This window comes from Mycobacterium sp. SVM_VP21 (assembly GCA_024758765.1).
GTDB classification, from domain to species: Bacteria; Actinomycetota; Actinomycetes; order Mycobacteriales; family Mycobacteriaceae; genus Mycobacterium; species Mycobacterium heraklionense_C.
In genome coordinates this window covers 4761551-4780153 of sequence record CP101406.1, presented here as the reverse complement: position 1 = coordinate 4780153, position 18603 = coordinate 4761551, and the positions used below count along the sequence as shown (strand labels likewise).

The window sequence follows — 18603 nt, the reverse complement described above, 5'->3', positions numbered from 1 at the left end:
CCATCAGAGACGTTTAGTCGCAGCTGGGGGTCCGCTGATCATCTCGATGGCCAGACGCTGCCGGGACCATATCAGAGTGTTGCCGCCATCACACATCGAAGATGCCCGGCCCAGAACCCCGCATACATTACAGTCGTCCGCCAAAATGTCACGCCAGTGAACCGCTGAACAGCTAGAACACGCTTAGTCGGTGCATTCGACGGCCGCGTCAGACAGCCAGCGGCCGCGGGCTGTAGGCGAACGCTTTGGCCGGCACGGGCACCCCGCAGGAGCGGGCCGCACTGGCGCGGGTCACGTGGGCGGCACCTTCTAGCAAGTTAAGCGCCACCTGGACCGCCTGGCGGTTTTCGCACGCCTCCAGGTGGCTGCCTGCCACCCAGCTGTTGAAGGCACCCATGGCCGGACCGCACCAGATCTGGTAATCCAGCACTCGCTCGGGGATGCCGCTGATGGCCCACCGGCTCGACTGCCCCAGATACCAGCGGAACACCAGCGCCATCTGGTACTTCGGATCCCTCGAAGCGAGCTCGAGCACCGCCGGGTCACGCTGTTGCCAGTACCGCTGGGTGTCTGCCCATACCTCGGCGACGGTGGTGCCCAGGATCTTCTCCAGCTCGGGGCCGTGCTTGGCGACCACGCTGGCCAGGTCGGGGTTGCCCGCGTACCACTCGTAGAGCTTCTTGCCACGCGGGGCGAACATGGTTCCCCGTTTGAGTACCTGCAGGTTGACGCCCATTTCGAACATGTCGGAAGCGGGGGCCATCATCACGTCCGCGATGCCGGCCTTGGCGAGCATGGCACGCCCGGGCGCTGAAAGCCCCGACTCCACGCAGGCCTGGTTGACGGTCCCGGTCAGCACGTAGGCCGCGCCCATCGCGAAGGCGCCGGCGACCGCTTGCGGTGCACCGAGGCCGCCCGCCGCACCCACCCGCACCCGGCAATTCAGCTGGTGCTGCTGGGCCAGCGAATCGCGCAGCATGACGATTTCGGAGAAAAGTGCAGGCAACGGTCGGTTATCGGTGTGCCCGCCGCTGTCGGATTCGACGGTGATGTCCTCGGCCACCGGTACATACCGGGACAGGTCGGCTTCGCGCTCGGTCAGCTTTCCGGCCGCCACCAAGGCGGACACCAACGCCGCGGGCGCCGGCTCCATGAACATGCGCGCCACCTCAGGCCGCGACACCTTGGCCATCACGTGGTTCCTGCGCACGATGTTGCCGGCCGGATCGGTATCGAGTCCCGACAGTGCGTAGTGCACGACCGCGGGCGTCAGTTTCATGAATGCCGAAGCCTCGACGACGGGAACGCCGCGCGCGATGAACAGCTCGGCGACGCGGGTCTCGAGGGAGACTTCATTGGGCGAGTGGATCAGGTTGGCTCCCCAGGCGAGCCCGGGCCGGCCGGCCAACGCGGTCTGAATCTCGTCCAGCCCCCGCTCTACGGCCTCGTAGGACAGCCCGCCCGCACCGAAGAAGCCCATCATTCCGGCCTCGGCCATCGCGATGACCAACGCCGGCGTCGCGATGCCGTTGGCCATCGCTCCGGTGACATAAGGGAAGCGGACGCCGTGCGCCTCGCAGAATTCACGATCTCCCAGCCACTCGGGGTAGATGGCGGGCAGTGTTCCTATCAGGGTCAATTCCGATTCACCGACGCCGACCACCTCGCCGCCCGTAGCCAGGCCCAGCATTCCGGTGGCGGTTTCACGCACCACATGAACGGGGTGGCGTACGTAGCCGATGGCGTCGGCGATGTCGTCCGGGGCGAACGCGGCCGGTGCGGTGGTGGGACGCCACCCCAGACCCGGGCCGGCGCCCGCGCCGGTCTGCTGCTCCAGTACTGCGCCAGGTCGCTCGTTCACAGTCGGTTCCTCTCGATCACCGGTGCTGTGAGCGCTCGCGCCGAGGGGCCCTGCGCACGAACCGGAGAAAACGATGAGAGTTTCTCATGGACGGCGGCGGCGGGGAGTCTCCCCACCGTCAAACGGGTATAGGGCTGCCATTCGGCGCCGGCGGTGGCGCCGGTGGACGGAGGAATCACTGCCGTGGGTCAACTACCGATGGCGTCCCTGCTGCGCCGCCGTTCCGGGCTGCGCCAGGTCACCGAAGGCCTCGGCGAACTCGACGCGGAGGTGTTCGAGGCGATCGCACACTCGCCCAGCCGACTGCTCGACACCACCATGCCGGTGCTGACCCGCGCCGCCGACCACTCCAAACTGTGGCTGGCCCTCGCCGCCGCCATGGCAGCGGCGGGCGGCCCGGCGGCCCAGCGGGGCGCCGCGCGCGGAGTGGCTAGCCTGGCACTGACCAGCTTGGTGACCAACCTTGTGATCAAACGGATTCGGCCTCGCGCGCGTCCCAACATCGCGCTGGTGCCCCTGCTGCGCCGCGCCCGCCGGCTACCGCTGTCGAACTCGCTGCCGTCCGGCCACTCCGCGAGCGCGGCGGCGTTCGCCGCCGGGGTCGGCCTGGAGAACCCCCTGCTGGGCCTGCCCGCCGCGGGGCTGGCCGGCCTGGTCGGCCTGTCCCGGGTCGCCACCGGCGTCCACTATCCCGGGGACGTACTGGCCGGGCTGGGCATCGGTGCGTCGATCGCGGTAGTCGGAGCAAAGCTGGTGCCGCCGATAACCTCGCCGCCCACTGTGCACACGGCGGCTCTGCGAGTCCCCTCCCCCGCACGTCCCGACGGCGCCGGCGTGGCGTTGGTGGTCAATCCCAAGTCCGGCGACGGGCGCGCCGCCGAGGTCGCCGCGCAGGTGCGCCAAGCCCTGCCGGCCGTCACCGTCGTCGAGATCAGCCGCGACGACGACCTGGCCGAATCCTTGCGCCGCGCCGCCGGTTCCGCCGAGGTGCTCGCCATCGCCGGCGGCGACGGCTCGGTCGCGACAGCCGCGCACGTGGCGGTGGAACACGACCTGCCGCTGGCGGTCTTTCCCGGCGGTACGTTGAACCATTTCGCCAAGGACATCGGCTGCGACACCACCGCAAAGACCATCCGGGCCATCGCCGACGGCAGCTTGTCGCGGGTGGATGTGGTGCGGTTCAACGACGACACAACCGTGATCAATACGGCAAGCATCGGCGCCTACCCGACGTTCGTGCGACGCCGGGAACGGTTGCAGGGAAAGCTCGGCAAGCCCGTGGCCAGCGCTTACGCCATGCTGATGACGCTGCGTCGTGAACGGCCGGTGCGCATCTCTTACGACAACAAGACCCTGCAGACGTCGCTGTTCTTCCTCGGCAACTCGGCGTATCAGCCCGACGGCTTCGCGCCGGCCGTACGGCACCGGATGGACGACGGGCTTCTGGATGTGCGGATCCTGGAGACCGGACGGCCGTGGTCCACGCTGCGAGTCCTGGCGGCACTGCTGACCGGACGGCTGCAGCGCAGTCGGCTCTACCACGAGTTGCGGGTTCCGCAGTTCCAGTTCACCGCCGTCGACGGAACGGTGCCGATCGCCCACGACGGAGAAGTCGATACCCCGTGCGCGGAAGCCGAATTCACTGCGTGCTACCGCGTATTACAGGTGTTTCGGCCTATGCCCTCGGGCTCGAGGTAGCGGCCTGGCCGGTCATCTCGGCGGCGCAGAACTTTCATCGCAGCCCGCAGCACCGGTGCGGGGATGCGATCCTGCATCGCCAGTGCGCCGGCGGCGGCCCTGGTACGCAGCGGGGTGCCGCGACCGAACATCCGGTTGAGCGGTCCGCCGGACGGCTCGATCTCGACGTGCAGCGGCGGGGTGCCGACCGCGGCGCCCAGCGCCTGCGCGACCGCCATCCGCTGGAAGCGGGCTGTAGAAGCCCTGCGCGGCAGCCTCTTCGAGCACCGGCCACGGGAAGTCCTGGCGCTGGTCATAGTCGAGTGCGACCGGCCGAATGACTGATTCAGCGAACTGATGGCTTGCGGCCCGCTGTAGCCGCCCGAACACCTGGAATTGCCGCTCCGGCGCCTGGTCAAACGCCGGTGATCAGCCCGCTATCGAATCGCGGGCATCGAGCACTGCCAGGTTCGCCGCCGCGCGGCCGGCGCCCCATCCGGCGCCGTTGGAGACCGCCACCGAGCGGGGCACCGTCGCCGGGAAGAGCCGTTGGGTGAGTTCTTCAGCGGCCCGATTGTTGGCCGCCAACACGGGGAGCAGTCGGCCGTCGCGCTTGACCTCTGCGGTGGCCGATGCACTCGCGCTGTCGAGGCGTTCACCGATGCGCTGGGCATAGGCGACGAGAAACGACTGGCGAAAGGACCGGGACCGAGCTTGCGCTCCGCCGCCGCGTCCGGCGCTGAGCATCGCTCGGCTGGCTTGCACGAGCAGCGAGGCGGTGAGCAGCTCGACCAGGTTGAGGTCGGTTTCACAGCCGATCACCGTGACGAATCCCAGGCCCTCTGCCCACACCGCGCGACAACGGTTGGACCCGCACACCACCTGCACCAATGCCGCCTTGGCTGTCGCGTACGGGTTGTCGATCCAGATCCGTCGCGCGGACGCGGCGGCCGGGCTGCCACGGTCATGCTGGGCCAGCGCTTCGTTCAGCGAGTACCTGCTCATCAGTTCTTGGGCCTTGGCCGACAGCGCCTCCGCCTCGTCGGGGAACTCAGTGGCTTCGGCTTTGGCCAACAACGCGCGCACCTTGCCCAGAGCCTTCCCGCCCGCATCGCTAACCGCCGTCGCGGTATGCCGGTATGTGCCGGGCAGCGGCAGGAGCGCCTGCAGCGCGGGGATCCGACCGAGAAGATTCAGAAGTTTGAGGACGACGGTCAAGGTTTCGTGGTGGCCGGCGCCCGTTGACGTTGCCCACCTCCACATCTGCGGCGATGGTGCACTTGCACCGACGCCGGCGGCGGTCCGAGCGATCTCGGCACGCCACTCGGGGTGCACGGTCGCCGGCGCATACCGCCGGGACTCCAAGACGATGGCCTCATCGAGGTAACGAACCTCGGCCGGCTTCAGGCGGCGAGAAGCGATTTCGTGCACGTCGGACGGTTGCCAGCCGTGCTCCCATGCCGCGGCAAGGGCCTCATTCACGGCCAGGTCAGCCGCAACGTCGAGCTCATGCCCGAGCGCCCGGTACTCGGCGAGCAGTTCGGTGGCACATCGCGGCATGTCGTCGGCGTGACAGGACGCGGCCGCGCTCAATGCCATCACGAGGTCTTCGAGGAGTGCGGCGCGGTCCGGCCCCGGATCGAAGCCGGGGCGCCCTTGGGTGGCCCGGCGCCGGTTCTTGTGTTTGGCGGCCCGCTTCTCTCGATTGCGTCGGCTCATGCTCCGCAGTCTGCCGAAGGCGTCCGACACTCCGTCAGGCGCGCTGCGGTGGTCAGTCGACGAACTGGTAGTGCACCCCGAGTGAGCGATAGGTGCGCTCCGCCCGACGATCCCGGGTGAGCAGCATGCGCCGGTTCGTCTGGGCGGCCTGACCGACAAGGGCGTCGTAGACCGACCCGCCGACGATGCCGAGCCCGGCGAGCCGCCGGAAAAGGCCACCGGTCGCAGGGGTGTCGAGCCAACACTCGACCGGGAAGGCGGTCGCCAGTACCTCGGCTGCTTGGGTTGCGTTCAGGCGCAGCGGGACAGGGAGGCGGGTGAGCACCGAGAACGTCTCGAACGCCGCGTGGCCCGCGAGCGCAGGGCGATGTTGCAGCAGAGCTCGGCGGCAGGCGGAGTGTGCTTCGTGGGTCGAATCAAGAGCCGCGACGGCAACGCTGGTGTCGCACGCCCACAGGTCAGCGCTGGACGTCATCGCGAAGCCGGCGCACATCGGCGTCGGTGAGTACCGCACCCTCTACCGGGCCGAGGAGCGGGAGTCCGTCGCGGGTCTCGATCGAGCGGGCACTCTGCTGGACCGGCTCGATCCGCAGACCGGTCCCGTCCGGGATCAGTTCGAGTGGTGTGTCGGGGGTGATGCCGAGCGCCATGCGCAGTGCTTTCGGGATGACCAACCTTCCCAGTCGGTCCACCGACACATTCATGGCACCAATTTACCATCTAATTGGCAAAAAGCTGGCGGTCTGCGCCTCAGCCTCAAGTGTTGACTGGAACGCTGCCGATCTGGCATTTCGGAGGGTCAACATTTTCATGGCCGCATCGCCAGTACTTCGCCGGCGCCGGTGCGCGGCGGCGCAGCGATTCAGCAGGCGATCAAGGCGTCGATCTGGTTCAGCGCCGAGGTGGCACCTTCGACGACACCCATGTCCAACACCTTCTGCAGGTCCGCGGCGGAGGTGAACGTGCTCGCGTACGTCGCGCGGGTTCCACCGTCGTGCTCGATGAAGGTGTAGACGTTCCTGGAGGTCGGCATCTGAGGATCCGGGTTGAAGTCCAGATCGGCGAAGCCGTCGTCGAAGGTGAAGCTCCGCGGCTCGTCGACGGCGATGATCTGCCAGTATCCAGCGTACTTCTCACCGTCCGGGCCGGTCATGAAATAGTTCATGCGGCCGCCGGGTACGAGGTCGTGGTCGACCACGGTCGCGGGGAATGTCGGTGGCCCCCAGACCTTTTCCAGCTGGCGCGGGTCGGCATAGACCTGCCAGATTCGCTGCACCGGCGCGGCGAAGTCGGCGGTGATGGTCAAGGTCAAGGCGTCGATGTCATGTTGTACGTCGATCACAGGCATGGTGCGGTCCTCCTAGGTCTCCTCGGACGAGATGAGTTCGTCGATACGTGCGATGCGACCACGCCAAACCTGTTCCAACTCGGTGAGCATGGCCGCCACCGACCGCACCGCGGCGACGTCGCCGCGGGCCAACTGCTCACGGCCGCTGCGGCGCTTGGTGAGCAGGCCGGATTTCTCCAATACGGCGACGTGCTTCTGCACTGCGGCGAAGCTCATCTCGTACTTCACCGCGAGGTCGGAGACCGAGTGCTCACCGGCCAGCACCCGGCGCATGATGTCACGCCGAGTGCGGTCGGCAAGTGCGTGGAACAGGGCGTCCACCCGGTCGTCGTCGAGTGTGATCACGCCGCAATCGTACAACCATCTGGTTGTAGGTTGTCAAGGGGAGCCGGTGAAACCCGGCCTGGATCAGACCGGCGGGAACCAGTAGTCGAGGGTGTTCTCGACGCCGCCCCAGTCGATGCCCATCCAGTCGGTGAAGAAGTCCTCGATGTTGCCGAAGGCGCTGTACACAAGGGCCACAAGCGAATTAAAGAGAGCATCCAGCGAGGCGCTGTCGAGCAACCCGTGACTGAACGAGTTAATCCAGGTACTGAACTGGTCGATGTCACCGGAGATGTCGATGTTGGTGATCATGCCGTCGGTGGTCGAGGTATGGTCGGCGACCTGCGCCGGGGTCAGCCCCAGATACATCACGTGCCCGTAAAACAGGCCGAGCATGGAGGCGGAACTGACATCGGCAACGGGATCACCCGGGAACGTGTAGATGGTAGTCGGGAACGCGTCGTTCGGAGTCAGGTTGCCGTTGAGTATCGGCATGTCGAAAAGCCGGTCCCAGGGCGTGTCACTCTGGGAATTCGCGCTTACGCCGGTCGCATCGGACGGATCACCGATGAAAACGAAGTGCAACGCCCCCGACGGGATGTCGGGATCCTGGGCCAACTGCGCCATCGCGATCGAGCCGGCCGTGGCGCCCTGCGAGTAGCCGAAGATCCACAGCGGGTGCTCGGCGTCGTAGGCGCCGGGGTTGGCGGCCAATTCAGCCTCCACCGCCCGGACGATCAGTGCCGCCCCGGCGAAACTGCTGTGCCCCTGCAGGATGAGTTGCGGGGTGGTCAGCACCTGCAGCGCAGAATCGCAGCCGGCGGAGCCGATCACGCAGACGCTCGCGTCGTCACCGGCGTCGAAACCCAACGGCTGCAAGAACAGATCGGCCGCGGTCTGCGCGAATGTCGCCGACGGCGTGGACAGCATGGTGCCACCGATGAAGATCGCCGTGTCCGATAGCAGGGCTACCTGGAGTGCGTGCACTGGTTGGACGACAGGGGTGCCGACGACGCCGGCCGCGATCACGCTCGCGGCGGCAAACGGCGCGAAGACCTTGGTTGCATTCATGTCCGAGGCTCCTAAAGTTTTTGTATAAAGTATAGAAGAATACCTGAAGAGCTGATACCGGCACTCTCGCCGTCGACGCGTCAATCGGCATACCGATCCGGGAGAATGTCCTTGCCGACGCGTTCAGCCGGGCGGCACATCCATTGACTTGCGCCGAACGCCCCTGCCATGATCGCCCTCAGGTTTAGCTTTCGATTTACTCGTGTGATTTTTAGCTATGGGTAATGCGGTCTGTCATGCACGAATGCTTCGGAGAGGCGGAATGCCCGCGATGTTAACCAAGCTCTGCGCACCGACCGCGATCGCCGGCATCGTGGCAGGCGGTGTGCTCGCCGCACCGGTGGTGCACGCTGCACATGCCAACGTCAACATGCATGTCGACGTGGACCTGCTGGCCGATACCGCGATCTTCGTCGGTCCGACGATCTTGTCGACGCCGTCGGCGACATTCGCCCGGACCGCGGCGGACCTCTTCCTGCGGCCGCTGGGCTTCGACGGTGACGACTTCACTTCGTGCCTGATCGGTTCGGCCACGTGTGACGCGCCGCTGCAGCTACTGAGTACCCCGGGCCTGATCCAAGTCGGCCACAGCAGTTTCGCCGGTGCGGCCGAGATCGTTCGGACTGTCCAGGCCGAACTCGCCGCCAACCCGGGCATCTACGACGCCGACCACCCGCTGTGGATCTTCGGCTACTCCCAGGGCGCCACGGCCGGCTCGATCGCGATGGCGCAGCTGGCCCACGATCCCGACATCCCGTCGGGGGCGTTGCACTTCGTGTTCATCGGCGACCCGACCGCTCCCGACGGCAAGTATCCGCACATGGAGGACGACGGGACGGGCCACAGCAACTTCTCCGACAGCTGGATGCTGTACGGCAAGGAGACCCCGAACGACGCCTTCCCTACCACGATCTACACCATCCCCGGTGACCCCAACGCCGACTACACCTCCACGTCTCCGTACGGCGATTTCTACGAGCACATGATGTATCTGGGGCTCACCCCCGATCAGGTGGCCAACCACACCGCCACTACCGACGACCTGCTCACCACCATCAACATCTCTACCGATTTCGACCAGTTCGGTGCCTGGCTCAACGCGTGGGGCCACGGGCTGGCCGACAGCAGCTGGTGGGACGGCCTGTTCTACTCGGCCGTCGCGTTCGTCTACAGCGCCTTCGGCAAGCTCGAGGACTTCTTCGGCGACTGGATGGGCCTGGACTGGGGCGGGGTCGAGGAAACCCTGGACTACTGGTTCCCGACGGTCTGAAATATCTCGCGTCGCAAATGATCTGGAAAGGCGGCCAGCCAGTGACGAAAGGGCACCCCATGACGCTGACCAAGGCCTTGGCGCCGATCGCGGTTGCCAGCACGGTGGCGGGCGGTGTGCTGTCCGCTCCGGTGGTGCACGCCACGCATGTCGACGTGAGCCTGCTGGCCGACACCGCGATCTTCGTCGGTCCGACGATTCTGTCGACACCGTCCGCGACATTCGCCCAGACCGCGGCCGACCTCTTCCTGCGGCCGCTGGGCTTCGACCTCGATGACGATGCGACCGCATGCGTGGTCGGCTCTGCGGGATGTGACGCGCCGCTGCTGCTGCTGTCCACCCCCGCACTGGTTCAGCAGGGACACAGCAGCTTCGTCGGGGCGGCCGAGATCGTGCGGGAGGTGCACACCCAACTGGCCGCCAACCCGGACGCCTATAACGCCGACCACCCACTGTGGGTGTTCGGCTGGTCGCAGGGTGCGACCGCCGGTTCGATCGCGATGACCCAGCTGGCCCACGAGGGCATCGACCCGACGCTGCTGCACTTCGTGTTCATCGGCGACCCGCTGGATGCCGGCGATGACCTGCAGGGAATAGCAGGCGGCGGGTCCTCACCCGGCGACTTCTTCGACCTAGGTCTGTTGTCCGGCCTCCAGACCCCGACCAACGCGTTCACCACAACCGTGTACACGATCCCCGGCGACCCGGTCGCCGACCCCAACGCCACCTCCGCGTTGGGGATCCTCTACGAGCACATGATGTACCTGGGGCTCAGCCCCGATCAGGTGGCCAACCACACGACGACCATCGACGGCATGCTGACTGACATCAATATCTCCGGCGACTTCGACCAGTTCGGTGCCTGGCTCAACGCCTGGGGTCACGGGCTGATCGACAGCGGCTGGTGGGAGGGCCTGTTCTACTCGCTGGTGGCGTCCTTCTACAGCGTCTTCGGCAACATCGAAGACTTCTTCGGTGACTGGCTGGGCATCGACTGGGGCGGGGTGGAAGACACGCTCGACTACTGGTTCCCGGCGGAGGTCTAACGCGGCCGTCGTGGCACTCCCTGCAGCTGGCTACCGTCGATGCTGTGACCGTGTCGCGATCGCGCATCATCCGGGCCTGCACCGTGGGAAGTGTCGCGCTCGTACTTGGGGTGGCCCCGTCGTGCGGTCACCCGGGTCATCCGCCGCCGCCAGCAGGCAGCACCCCCTCCACCACGGTGCCCGTCATACCGCGTGAGGAGGCGCCCTATCTACCTCGCGAGGAGCTGGTCGCGCCGATCTCTGCGCTGATAAACGACGCGATCGCGGTTCCCCGGCTGCCAGGTACGGTAGTCCGGATCGGGCACGCCGGCACGATCGCCTTCAGCCAGGCCTTCGGCGCGCGCAGGCTCGCAGATGAACCCGCTCTTGACGGCTCGCCCTCGCCGGCCGAGCCGATGACCGAGGACACCATCTTCGACATCGCGTCGTTGACGAAATGCCTCGCGACGACTGTCGCAGTCCTGCAACTGTATGAACAGGGCCGGGTCGGAATCGACGAACCCGTCCAGACCTACCTGCCGGAGTTCAACGAGACCAACGACCCCCGGCGCGCTCAAGTGACGTTACGCATGCTGCTCACCCACACCTCGGGCATCGGCGGCGATCTGAGCCACCAGGGTCCCTGGGGACTGACCGAGGCGGATAAGGCCGGTGGTGTTCATCGGGCACTGACCGCACCGCTGGAGTTCGGACCCGGCGAGCTCTTCCACTACTCGGATATCGGTTTCATCATCCTGGGCGCGCTGGTCGAGACGATGACCGGCCAACCGTTAGACACCTACGTGCAGGACAACGTATTTGCGCCGCTGGGCATGACCGACACCCGCTACCTGCCCGCCGCCAAAGCCTGTGGCCCCCACCAGATCCGCGGTACGGCCGTTGCATTGGACGTAAGCGCATCCCCGGACGGCCAGTGCCCGGTAGGTAGCTGGAGCACCGACCTGTTGGCCCGCATCGCGCCCACGGCGCATGACGAAGACACCCCCGGGATCAATCCGGACTTCGACCAGCTGCTGCGCGGCACGGTGAACGACCCGACGGCACGCCGCATGGGCGGGGTGGCCGGCAGCGCCGGAGTGTTCTCGACCACCAGCGACATCGGCAGGTACGCCCAGGCCCTGCTCGATCGGCTCGCCGGGCGCCCTAGCCCGTTTCCGCTGCGGCAATCGACCCTGGAATTGATGACGACACCGCAGCAACCTGGACACGACGCGGCACAGCTCGTGGCTGCGAACGCCGCTGCGCAACAGGCGAATGCAGCGACACCCAATAGGACCGATCCCCTGCTCGCGGCAAATTATCCGGCGATCAACGGACAGGATCTCCGCGGTTTCGGCTGGGACATCGATACGCCACACTCCCGCCCGCGCGGCATGATCTTTCCGATCGGCAGCTTCGGGCACACCGGGTTCACCGGAGTGACGCTGTGGATCGACCCCGGGTCGGACACCTACGTGATCGTGCTCGCCAACGTGATCCATCAGCGCGGCGGTCCGCCCATCGCCGGGCTCAGCGGCGACGTGGCCACCGTGACCGGCCGGGCGCTGCGTCTGTACGGCAGCTGACGGGCCGATTTCTACCCGTGGTCACAGCCGGCCGCGCGCACCTGGCGATAATGGCCGGGTGGCCGATCGCAATGCTCCCGCTATCCCCGTTATCGCGTTGACGGGGTTTCTCGGGGCCGGCAAGACCACGCTGCTCAACCATGTGCTGCGGGCGCCGGGCGCGCGAATCGGAGTCATTATCAACGACTTCGGCGAACTGAACGTCGACGCCGGCCTGGTCACGGGCCAGGTCGACGAGCCGGTGTCGATCGCCGGTGGGTGCATCTGCCATCTGCCGGACGAGGGCGGCTTGGACGAGGCGCTGGAGAAGCTGGCCGACCCGAAGCTGGCACTCGACGCGATCATCATCGAGGCGAGCGGGGTAGCCGAACCCGCGGACGTGTCGCGGGTGATTCGGTTCAGCGGGGTGGAGCGGATACGCCACGGCGGTGTTGTCGACGTCATCGACGCGGCCGAACACTTCGACACCGTCGACACCGGTTCCGCCCCGCCCCAGCGCTACGGCGTGGCCTCCCTGGTCGTGGTCAACAAACTGGATCGGATCACCGAGGACGCCCGCGAAGAGGCCCTTGCCCGGGTGGAAGCCCGTGTGCGCGAACTCAATCCCCACGCGCACGTGGTGGGAGCGATGGCCGGACGCGTGGATCCCAGGTTGCTCTACGACGTCAGCGACGGCGGGGAGTCCGGACAGATGTCGTTTCGGGAACTGCTCCTCGACGATCGCGATGAGCACCACGATCATGTGCACGTGGACTCGGTGACCGTCATCGGCGACGGCGCCGTTGACCCAGGACCGCTCATCGACCTGCTCGAGCAGCCACCGCAGGGCGTCTACCGGATCAAGGGCACGGTCGCGATCGGCAAGCGTCACTACCTTTTCAACGTCGTCGGCACGTCGGTGCACGTGGTGACCGCATCTGCGAGTTCAGGGGCCAGCCACCTCGTAGCGATAGGCACGCACCTCGACACCGCGGACGTTCGCGCCCGGCTCGAAGAGGCACTGCGGCCCGCCGGGGAGAAGGTGGCCGCCGCGGGCATGCGGCGGTTGCAGCGATTGCGGCGCTACAGCATTTAGGCCACAGCCGTACAGCCAGGGTTTTTCACTCCGATGCGGGCCCGATGAATTCGATGCCCGCGCGGATCGCGGGGCGGTGCCGCAAGATTCGGAAATGCGCCAGCCGGCCGAGGCCCGCTGTCGTCATCAAGCGTGCACCTGGCCAGGACGCGACGACCTTCTCGCTCGTCACGTAAGGAGTGTCGGGGTCATCGGGGTCGTGGATGAGCAGCAGCGGCGGGTAGTCGGTGTTCTCGGCGATCCGGACCATGTTGGTGTCCTCGAGCGGCATGCCGATACGGCGTTCCAGGCGTCGATGCAGGCCGGTGCGGATTCGTCGGCCGAAGTTGTGGCGGGCGGCGAAGAGATCCAGGTAGATCGGGAACTCGCCCATCGGCGCGAGGAACACCAACCGCCCGACCGTGGCGCCCCACGACGCCGCGAATGCGGTCGCGTTACACCCGAGGGAGTGGGCGACGACCGCGCGGGCCGGCCCGTGTGTCCGGATCATGGCGGCAACCGCTTCGGCGCACTCGATGGCGGTGGTGCGACCGGGTGCCAGGACGCCCGGCTCGGACTCGTTGTGGCTGGGCAGGTCGAACGCGATGACACGGTGACCGGATTCGACGAGGGGTTTGATGAACATGCCGAGGTGTGGGCGGCGCCCGCCCCAGCCATGCACAAGATAGACCGGTGGCCCTTCGCCCCAGGACTCGCCGACGATCCGGTGCCCGTCCCAGTGCGCTTCCAGCGGCTGGCCGGGCGGGACGCCGGGCGGCATGCGCAGGCTGGACTCGAGCACCGGTGGGGTGCACCACAGCTCAAGCGCCCAGCGCGACCCGATGGTGGGGGCGATTCGCTCCAGTAGCCAGAACAGCCGACGCACCCGAGGGGTGACCGGCGGTTGGACACCGGAGCCCTCTACGTCGAGAACGATCGGGGTCTCAGCCGCGGGATCAGTTGGCTCCGGCACATATCGAGGTTAGCGAGACGGTGCGGCCTGCAACGGTGAACTCAGCCAAAGGACTGGGACCGGTGCCGAGCGCCGAAACAGCAGTCAATGTGCCTATGGCCCCACGCGCTGACCGCGAGCCACCATCGAAACCGGACCGCGGTGACCTATGACCCGCACCAACCACTCGCTCCGGTAGGACCTCGCAAAAATGACGCAATCACTCTCGTCGCGGGCCAGCACCCGCTACGTTGACTCCGCTAAGACACAGTTCGCCTACCGCCGCTTCGGAACGGGGTCGGGCGTTCCGCTGGTGTTGGCGTTGCGATTCCGCGGCACCATGGACCACTGGGATCCGGCGTTCCTGGACCGGCTGGCCGCCGAACGCGATGTCATCATCTTCGACAACATCGGTCACGCCAGGACCGGCGGCGTCGCCCCGACCACGATGGACGCGTTGGCCGGCGGTCTGATCGAGTTCGTCGAAGCTCTCGGGCTCGCTGAGGTGGACCTGCTGGGCTGGTCATTGGGCGGCATCGTCGTGCAGGCCGCCACGCTGCAACGCCCCGATCTGGTGCGCCGCCTGATCGTCGCCGGCAGCTCCCCCGGCGGGGGCGTACCGGGTATGCCACAACCCGATCCCCGCATCTGGCAGGTGGCGACCAAACCGGCAAACGAAGACGACGATTTCCTCTACCTGTTCTTCCCCGACAGCGCCGACGCACATCAGCTCGGCGTGCAGTCGCTGCGCCGACTCGATGCCCGCACCCAGGCCGCCGGCCATGTCCCGGTGTCGCTGGAGACCATGAAGGCGCAGCTGGCGGTGATCGCGTCGACCGGATCACGTGTGTGGGATCGGTTGGGCGAGATCGCAATCCCAGCCTTGGTGGCCAACGGTGCCCACGACCGGATGATCGACGCCTACGGCAGTTTCGCGATGGCCGGCCGGCTCCCCAACGCCAAGGTGGTCCTCTACAGCGATGCCGGGCATGGCTTTCTGTTCCAGCATGCCGAAGACTTCACCCGCGAGGTCCTCGGCTTTCTGGCCGCGGAACGGGGGTGACCGTGGCAATCGATGCCGATCTGCTGGTCATCGGTTTCGGCAAGGGCGGCAAGACCTTGGCGGCCGACCTCGGGCGACGCGGCCAACGCGTAGTGCTGGTCGAGGAGTCGGCCGGCATGTACGGCGGCACATGCATCAACACCGGGTGCGTCCCGACGAAATCGCTGGTGCACCGTGGTGAGCGGGCATCGGGTGCACCGTCCTATGCCGAAGCGGTCGCCGCTACCGAGCGAATCACCGCCGGTCTGCGTGCCGCCAACCTGGCTGCGTTGGCGTCGATCCCGTCTGTAACGGTGCTGACCGGGCGGGCGAGGTTCCTCGACGCCAACACCGTGCGGGTGGACACCGATGGCGGTGAGGTCAGCGTGGCTGCCCGCCGCATCGTGATCGGCACCGGTTCACAGCCGGTCCTCCCGGAGCTGCCCGGTCTGGCGGACTGCCCGGTGGCGGTCTCCAGCACGGAACTGCTGCGGCTGGCGTCTCGACCCGATCGCCTCGTGGTGCTCGGCGGCGGCTACATCGGTCTGGAGTTCGCCTCGATGTACGCCGCGTACGGGTCCGCGGTCACCGTCCTCGAGCAGCGGCCTGCGGTGCTGGCGCAGGAGGATCCCGAGGTCGCCGAGGCCGCACGTGCCCTGCTGGGCACCCGCGGCGTTCGGATCGAAACGGGCGTCAATCTGGCGGGGGTGCAGACGATCCTTCGCCCCGGCGCACCGCCGACGGCCCGGGTGAGCTACCTGGTGGACGGGCGCTCCACCACCGTCGACGCCGATGCGGTTCTGGTCGCGCTCGGGCGCACTCCGAACACCGCGGGCCTGGATCTGGACCGCGTTGGGGTGGAGGTCACCGATACCGGCGCCGTCGTCGTCGACGACCATCGTGTTACCAGCCAGCCGCACGTCTACGCCATTGGCGATGTCACCGGCGGGCCGCAGTTCACCTACATCTCCCTGGACGACTACCGGATCGTCTTAGATCAGCTCACCGGCGCCGCCTCGCCCAGGGACGCCGCGCAGCGCCGCGCGGTGCCCAACTGCCTGTTCCTAACCCCACCGCTGGCGCGCGTCGGATTGACCGAGACCCAGGCGCGCACTGCAGGTTACGACATCCACGTCGCCACCAGCTCGGTGGTCGAGCTGGCCACCGTCGCGCGAGTACGAATCGTCGACCAGACCGAAGGAATCATGAAGGTGGTCGTGGATGCCGCCACCGACAAGATCCTCGGCGCGGCATTGCTGTGCCACGACGCGCACGAGGTCATCAACATCGTCGCCCTGGCAATGCGGCACGGTATCACCGCCGCGCAGCTGCGCGACGAGATCTACACCCACCCCTCGATGTCGGAGTGCTTCAACCAACTGTTGGGAATGCGCAAATGAAGATGAATCCGCAGGACACCGCCGTGGTATTCATCGATCCTCAGATCGATGTGCTGAGCCCGGCGGGCCGCAACTGGGCCGTCGTCGGCGCCAGTGTCACCGAGAACGGCACCGTCGCCCACATGGTGGACATCATGGATACCTCTGTGCGTCTTGGCTATCCACTGTTCATCTCGCCGCATTACTTCTATCCGTCCGACTCGCGGTGGTTGTTCAACGGGCCGCTGGAGACCGCCGAGTTCGCCAGCGGCACGTTTGCCCGCGCCGGAGCGCTGGACCTCACCGGCTTCGCCGATTCGGGGGCTGATTGGTTGCCGGAGTTCAAGCCGTACATCAGCGATCCGGGCACCACGGTTGTCAGCCCGCACAAGGTGTTCGGTCCGCAGACCAACGACCTGGTGCTCCAACTGCGTAAAAGCGGCTGTCGCCGCGTCGTTCTGGGCGGCATGCTGGCCAATATGTGCGTGGAGTCGCACCTGCGCCACCTGCTTGAGGACGGTTTCGAAGTGGCAGTCGCCGTCGATGCGGTTGCCGGCCCCCGGCACCCGGACTGGGGCGACGGCTACCAGGCGGCCCTGATCAACTACCGCTACCTCGCCCACGCGGTCCTACCCACCGCCGACATCCTCGCCATGATGACCGCGGGCGCGGGGCCGTCACGGTAAGCGAGTCAACATCCACGGGAGTGCGGAGGAGCCATGATTGAACCCGCGATCGTCGAGCACGCCGTTCGGCGTATCCAGATTCCGTTACCGGGCGCCTTCCCCGACGTCCGCGAGCGGTATGAACGCCTCGTGCCGGTAGTGGACCACGACGTCTTTGCGGCGGCACCGAACTGGGCAGCGGCGGTGGAGATCGCCAAAATGGCCGCACCCCACGGGTTCATGCGCTACTTCAGCACCGACGTCGCGGCAGCGATGAGAGGATCGGCGACCGCACTACCCACCGTGCAGTACCTGATGGGTAACCACACCATCGCCGAACGCATGTATCGCCACGACCCCGCGGCGATGTTGCATGCCCCGCTACGGGTGGTGCTCTTCGAGTCCGCCGCGGGCGACACGGTCGTGGTGCTGGACCAGCCGAGCCGGCTGTTCGCCAGCTACGGCAACCCGGCCATTGGCCAAGTCGGTGAATACCTCGACGAGTTGGTCGCCGGGCTCATCGGCGCACTGGGCGGAGATCCCTCGCCGCTGCGCGCATAGCGCCGCCGTAACCGGTCATACCGGTGATGGCGGCATGGTCAGCACCACCCGAAAGCGTGCCTGGTTGCGCATCATCCGGTCGTATCCCGCGGCGGCATCCTCCAGCGGAATCGGTTCAACCCAGGGCCGGATGCCGTGCAGGGCGGCGAAATCGAGGGTGTCTTCGGTGTCGGCCGCCACGCCCGCGGGATGGCCGTGAACCGTTCCGGAGCTGTTGATCAGCTGCAACGGGGTGACGTGGATGGATTGGTCCAGGACGGCGAGGGTGAGCAGTTCACCATGGGGGGCCAACCCGTCGATGGTGGCGCTGATCGCTTGCTGGTTTGTCGCGGTGGCCGCGACCACCCGGGCGCCGCCCAGTTTGCGCAGCTGCCCGGCGACGTCATCGACGGTGGAGTCGATGTAATGGTGGGCGCCCAATTGGTGCGCCATGTCGGCCTTTTCGCTTCCACGTGCGATTGCGACGGTACGAAATCCCATGTGCGCGGCGAACTGTACGCCCAAGTGGCCGAGCCCCCCGATACCGAGGATCGCAACGACGTCACCGGGGCGGGCCGTGGTGCGCCGCAGCGAGTTGAACATCGTCACCCCGGCACAGGCCAATGGTGCGGCTTCCACAGCGGTCAGTGCGTCGGGGATCCGGGCCAGGCCGGGCTGGGGAACGATCAGCTGTTCGGCGTACCCGCCGGGAAATGCCGCACCGGTGACCTTGGCGTGTTCGCAGTGCACAAAATCCCCACGGCGGCATCGGTAGCAGCTTCCGCAGTAGAAGCCTGTCCAGCCGACGGCGACCCGATCACCGACCTGCCAGTCTTCGACATCGGCACCCAAGGCCTCGATGTGGCCAGCCACTTCGTGGCCGGGGGTCACCGGGAAGACGGTGCCGGGCAGTTGCCCGCCGGCGATCTGGGAGTCAGAATGGCATACCCCGCAGGCCTCGACGCGAACACGGACCTGCCCTCGCCCGGGTTCACGCACGGGTCGGTCAGTCAGCTCGATGGGGCCACCCGGCCGGGCGACCTCGACGGAACGGTAGGTGGCAGCCATGGGGTGCTCCTTCGTCGGGGTT

At 66.9% G+C, this 18603-nt stretch carries 18 protein-coding genes and 1 pseudogene; 9 read left to right on the top strand and 10 right to left on the bottom strand.

Translation table 11 applies throughout. The features are described 5' to 3' along the window. Positions 1–208: 208 nt before the first annotated feature. A complete protein-coding gene (locus tag NM962_22340) occupies positions 209–1861 on the bottom strand; it encodes a PfaD family polyunsaturated fatty acid/polyketide biosynthesis protein (GenBank protein ID UVO12539.1) in 1653 nt (550 codons plus the stop codon). Between the two features lie 198 nt (positions 1862–2059). Between NM962_22340 and NM962_22335 the strand changes: the two genes are divergently transcribed. Then, on the top strand, positions 2060–3559 hold the full coding sequence (locus tag NM962_22335; GenBank protein ID UVO14901.1) for a phosphatase PAP2 family protein: 1500 nt from the start codon (positions 2060–2062) through the stop codon (positions 3557–3559). A gap of 23 nt (positions 3560–3582) precedes the next feature. On the opposite strand, the pseudogene NM962_22330 reads toward NM962_22335, so the two are convergent. The 7 genes and pseudogenes from NM962_22330 to NM962_22300 form a co-directional block, all read right to left on the bottom strand. Continuing rightward, positions 3583–3795 (bottom strand): annotated as a pseudogene (locus NM962_22330) (acyl-CoA dehydrogenase). Between the two features lie 172 nt (positions 3796–3967). Continuing rightward, positions 3968–5257 carry a DUF2786 domain-containing protein gene (locus tag NM962_22325; protein ID UVO12538.1) on the bottom strand — a complete coding sequence of 430 codons (1290 nt, stop codon included), beginning with the start codon at positions 5255–5257 and terminating at the stop codon, positions 3968–3970. Between the two features lie 52 nt (positions 5258–5309). Then, positions 5310–5732, bottom strand: coding sequence for a type II toxin-antitoxin system VapC family toxin (locus NM962_22320; protein ID UVO12537.1), 423 nt, complete (start codon positions 5730–5732; stop codon positions 5310–5312). Next, the gene (locus NM962_22315; protein UVO12536.1) at positions 5716–5961 is read right to left on the bottom strand and encodes an AbrB/MazE/SpoVT family DNA-binding domain-containing protein; all 246 of its coding nucleotides are present in this window, start codon (positions 5959–5961) and stop codon (positions 5716–5718) included. Before NM962_22315 ends, NM962_22320 begins: the two co-directional genes overlap by 17 nt. A 158-nt stretch (positions 5962–6119) precedes the next feature. Next, a complete protein-coding gene (locus NM962_22310; GenBank protein UVO12535.1) occupies positions 6120–6605 on the bottom strand; it encodes an SRPBCC domain-containing protein in 486 nt (161 codons plus the stop codon). 12 nt (positions 6606–6617) lie between these two features. Beyond that, positions 6618–6950, bottom strand: coding sequence for a metalloregulator ArsR/SmtB family transcription factor (locus NM962_22305; protein UVO12534.1), 333 nt, complete (start codon positions 6948–6950; stop codon positions 6618–6620). A 63-nt stretch (positions 6951–7013) separates the two neighbouring features. Continuing rightward, positions 7014–8000, bottom strand: coding sequence for a PE-PPE domain-containing protein (locus NM962_22300; GenBank protein ID UVO12533.1), 987 nt, complete (start codon positions 7998–8000; stop codon positions 7014–7016). Between the two features lie 262 nt (positions 8001–8262). Between NM962_22300 and NM962_22295 the strand changes: the two genes are divergently transcribed. The 4 genes from NM962_22295 to NM962_22280 all read left to right on the top strand — a co-directional run bounded on the left by NM962_22295 (position 8263) and on the right by NM962_22280 (position 12956). Continuing rightward, positions 8263–9270: a PE-PPE domain-containing protein gene (locus NM962_22295; GenBank protein ID UVO12532.1), complete on the top strand. Its 1008-nt coding sequence runs from the start codon at positions 8263–8265 to the stop codon at positions 9268–9270. Positions 9271–9329: 59 nt separating this feature from the next. Beyond that, a complete protein-coding gene (locus NM962_22290; GenBank protein ID UVO12531.1) occupies positions 9330–10316 on the top strand; it encodes a PE-PPE domain-containing protein in 987 nt (328 codons plus the stop codon). Positions 10317–10492: 176 nt separating this feature from the next. Continuing rightward, positions 10493–11881: a beta-lactamase family protein gene (locus NM962_22285; GenBank protein ID UVO14900.1), complete on the top strand. Its 1389-nt coding sequence runs from the start codon at positions 10493–10495 to the stop codon at positions 11879–11881. A gap of 58 nt (positions 11882–11939) precedes the next feature. Continuing rightward, positions 11940–12956, top strand: a complete 1017-nt coding sequence (locus tag NM962_22280; GenBank protein ID UVO12530.1) for a GTP-binding protein — start codon at positions 11940–11942, stop codon at positions 12954–12956. Between the two features lie 25 nt (positions 12957–12981). Here NM962_22280 and NM962_22275 read toward each other — a convergent pair whose 3' ends face one another. Continuing rightward, positions 12982–13908, bottom strand: a complete 927-nt coding sequence (locus tag NM962_22275; protein UVO12529.1) for an alpha/beta fold hydrolase — start codon at positions 13906–13908, stop codon at positions 12982–12984. 190 nt (positions 13909–14098) lie between these two features. On the opposite strand from NM962_22275, the gene NM962_22270 reads away from it, so the two are divergent. Genes NM962_22270 through NM962_22255 form a run of 4 tightly spaced genes read left to right on the top strand, consistent with a single transcriptional unit; the run spans position 14099 to position 17534 of the window. Further along, a complete protein-coding gene (locus NM962_22270) occupies positions 14099–14950 on the top strand; it encodes an alpha/beta hydrolase (protein ID UVO12528.1) in 852 nt (283 codons plus the stop codon). A gap of 2 nt (positions 14951–14952) precedes the next feature. Beyond that, a complete protein-coding gene (locus NM962_22265) occupies positions 14953–16329 on the top strand; it encodes an NAD(P)/FAD-dependent oxidoreductase (protein UVO12527.1) in 1377 nt (458 codons plus the stop codon). Further along, on the top strand, positions 16326–16994 hold the full coding sequence (locus NM962_22260; GenBank protein UVO12526.1) for a cysteine hydrolase: 669 nt from the start codon (positions 16326–16328) through the stop codon (positions 16992–16994). Before NM962_22265 ends, NM962_22260 begins: the two co-directional genes overlap by 4 nt. 33 nt (positions 16995–17027) lie before the next feature. Beyond that, on the top strand, positions 17028–17534 hold the full coding sequence (locus NM962_22255; protein UVO12525.1) for a DUF302 domain-containing protein: 507 nt from the start codon (positions 17028–17030) through the stop codon (positions 17532–17534). Positions 17535–17549: 15 nt separating this feature from the next. Here NM962_22255 and NM962_22250 read toward each other — a convergent pair whose 3' ends face one another. Continuing rightward, the gene (locus tag NM962_22250; GenBank protein UVO12524.1) at positions 17550–18581 is read right to left on the bottom strand and encodes an alcohol dehydrogenase; all 1032 of its coding nucleotides are present in this window, start codon (positions 18579–18581) and stop codon (positions 17550–17552) included. Positions 18582–18603: the final 22 nt, after the last annotated feature.

Coding starts and splice junctions, on each gene's coding strand:
- NM962_22310 (UVO12535.1), bottom strand. CDS start 6,605: ATGCCTGTGATCGACGTACAACATGACATCGACGCCTTGACCTTGACC.
- NM962_22325 (UVO12538.1), bottom strand. CDS start 5,257: ATGAGCCGACGCAATCGAGAGAAGCGGGCCGCCAAACACAAGAACCGG.
- NM962_22260 (UVO12526.1), top strand. CDS start 16,326: ATGAAGATGAATCCGCAGGACACCGCCGTGGTATTCATCGATCCTCAG.
- NM962_22270 (UVO12528.1), top strand. CDS start 14,099: ATGACGCAATCACTCTCGTCGCGGGCCAGCACCCGCTACGTTGACTCC.
- NM962_22300 (UVO12533.1), bottom strand. CDS start 8,000: ATGAATGCAACCAAGGTCTTCGCGCCGTTTGCCGCCGCGAGCGTGATC.
- NM962_22255 (UVO12525.1), top strand. CDS start 17,028: ATGATTGAACCCGCGATCGTCGAGCACGCCGTTCGGCGTATCCAGATT.
- NM962_22290 (UVO12531.1), top strand. CDS start 9,330: ATGACGCTGACCAAGGCCTTGGCGCCGATCGCGGTTGCCAGCACGGTG.
- NM962_22315 (UVO12536.1), bottom strand. CDS start 5,961: ATGAATGTGTCGGTGGACCGACTGGGAAGGTTGGTCATCCCGAAAGCA.
- NM962_22295 (UVO12532.1), top strand. CDS start 8,263: ATGCCCGCGATGTTAACCAAGCTCTGCGCACCGACCGCGATCGCCGGC.
- NM962_22320 (UVO12537.1), bottom strand. CDS start 5,732: ATGACGTCCAGCGCTGACCTGTGGGCGTGCGACACCAGCGTTGCCGTC.
- NM962_22250 (UVO12524.1), bottom strand. CDS start 18,581: ATGGCTGCCACCTACCGTTCCGTCGAGGTCGCCCGGCCGGGTGGCCCC.
- NM962_22335 (UVO14901.1), top strand. CDS start 2,060: ATGGCGTCCCTGCTGCGCCGCCGTTCCGGGCTGCGCCAGGTCACCGAA.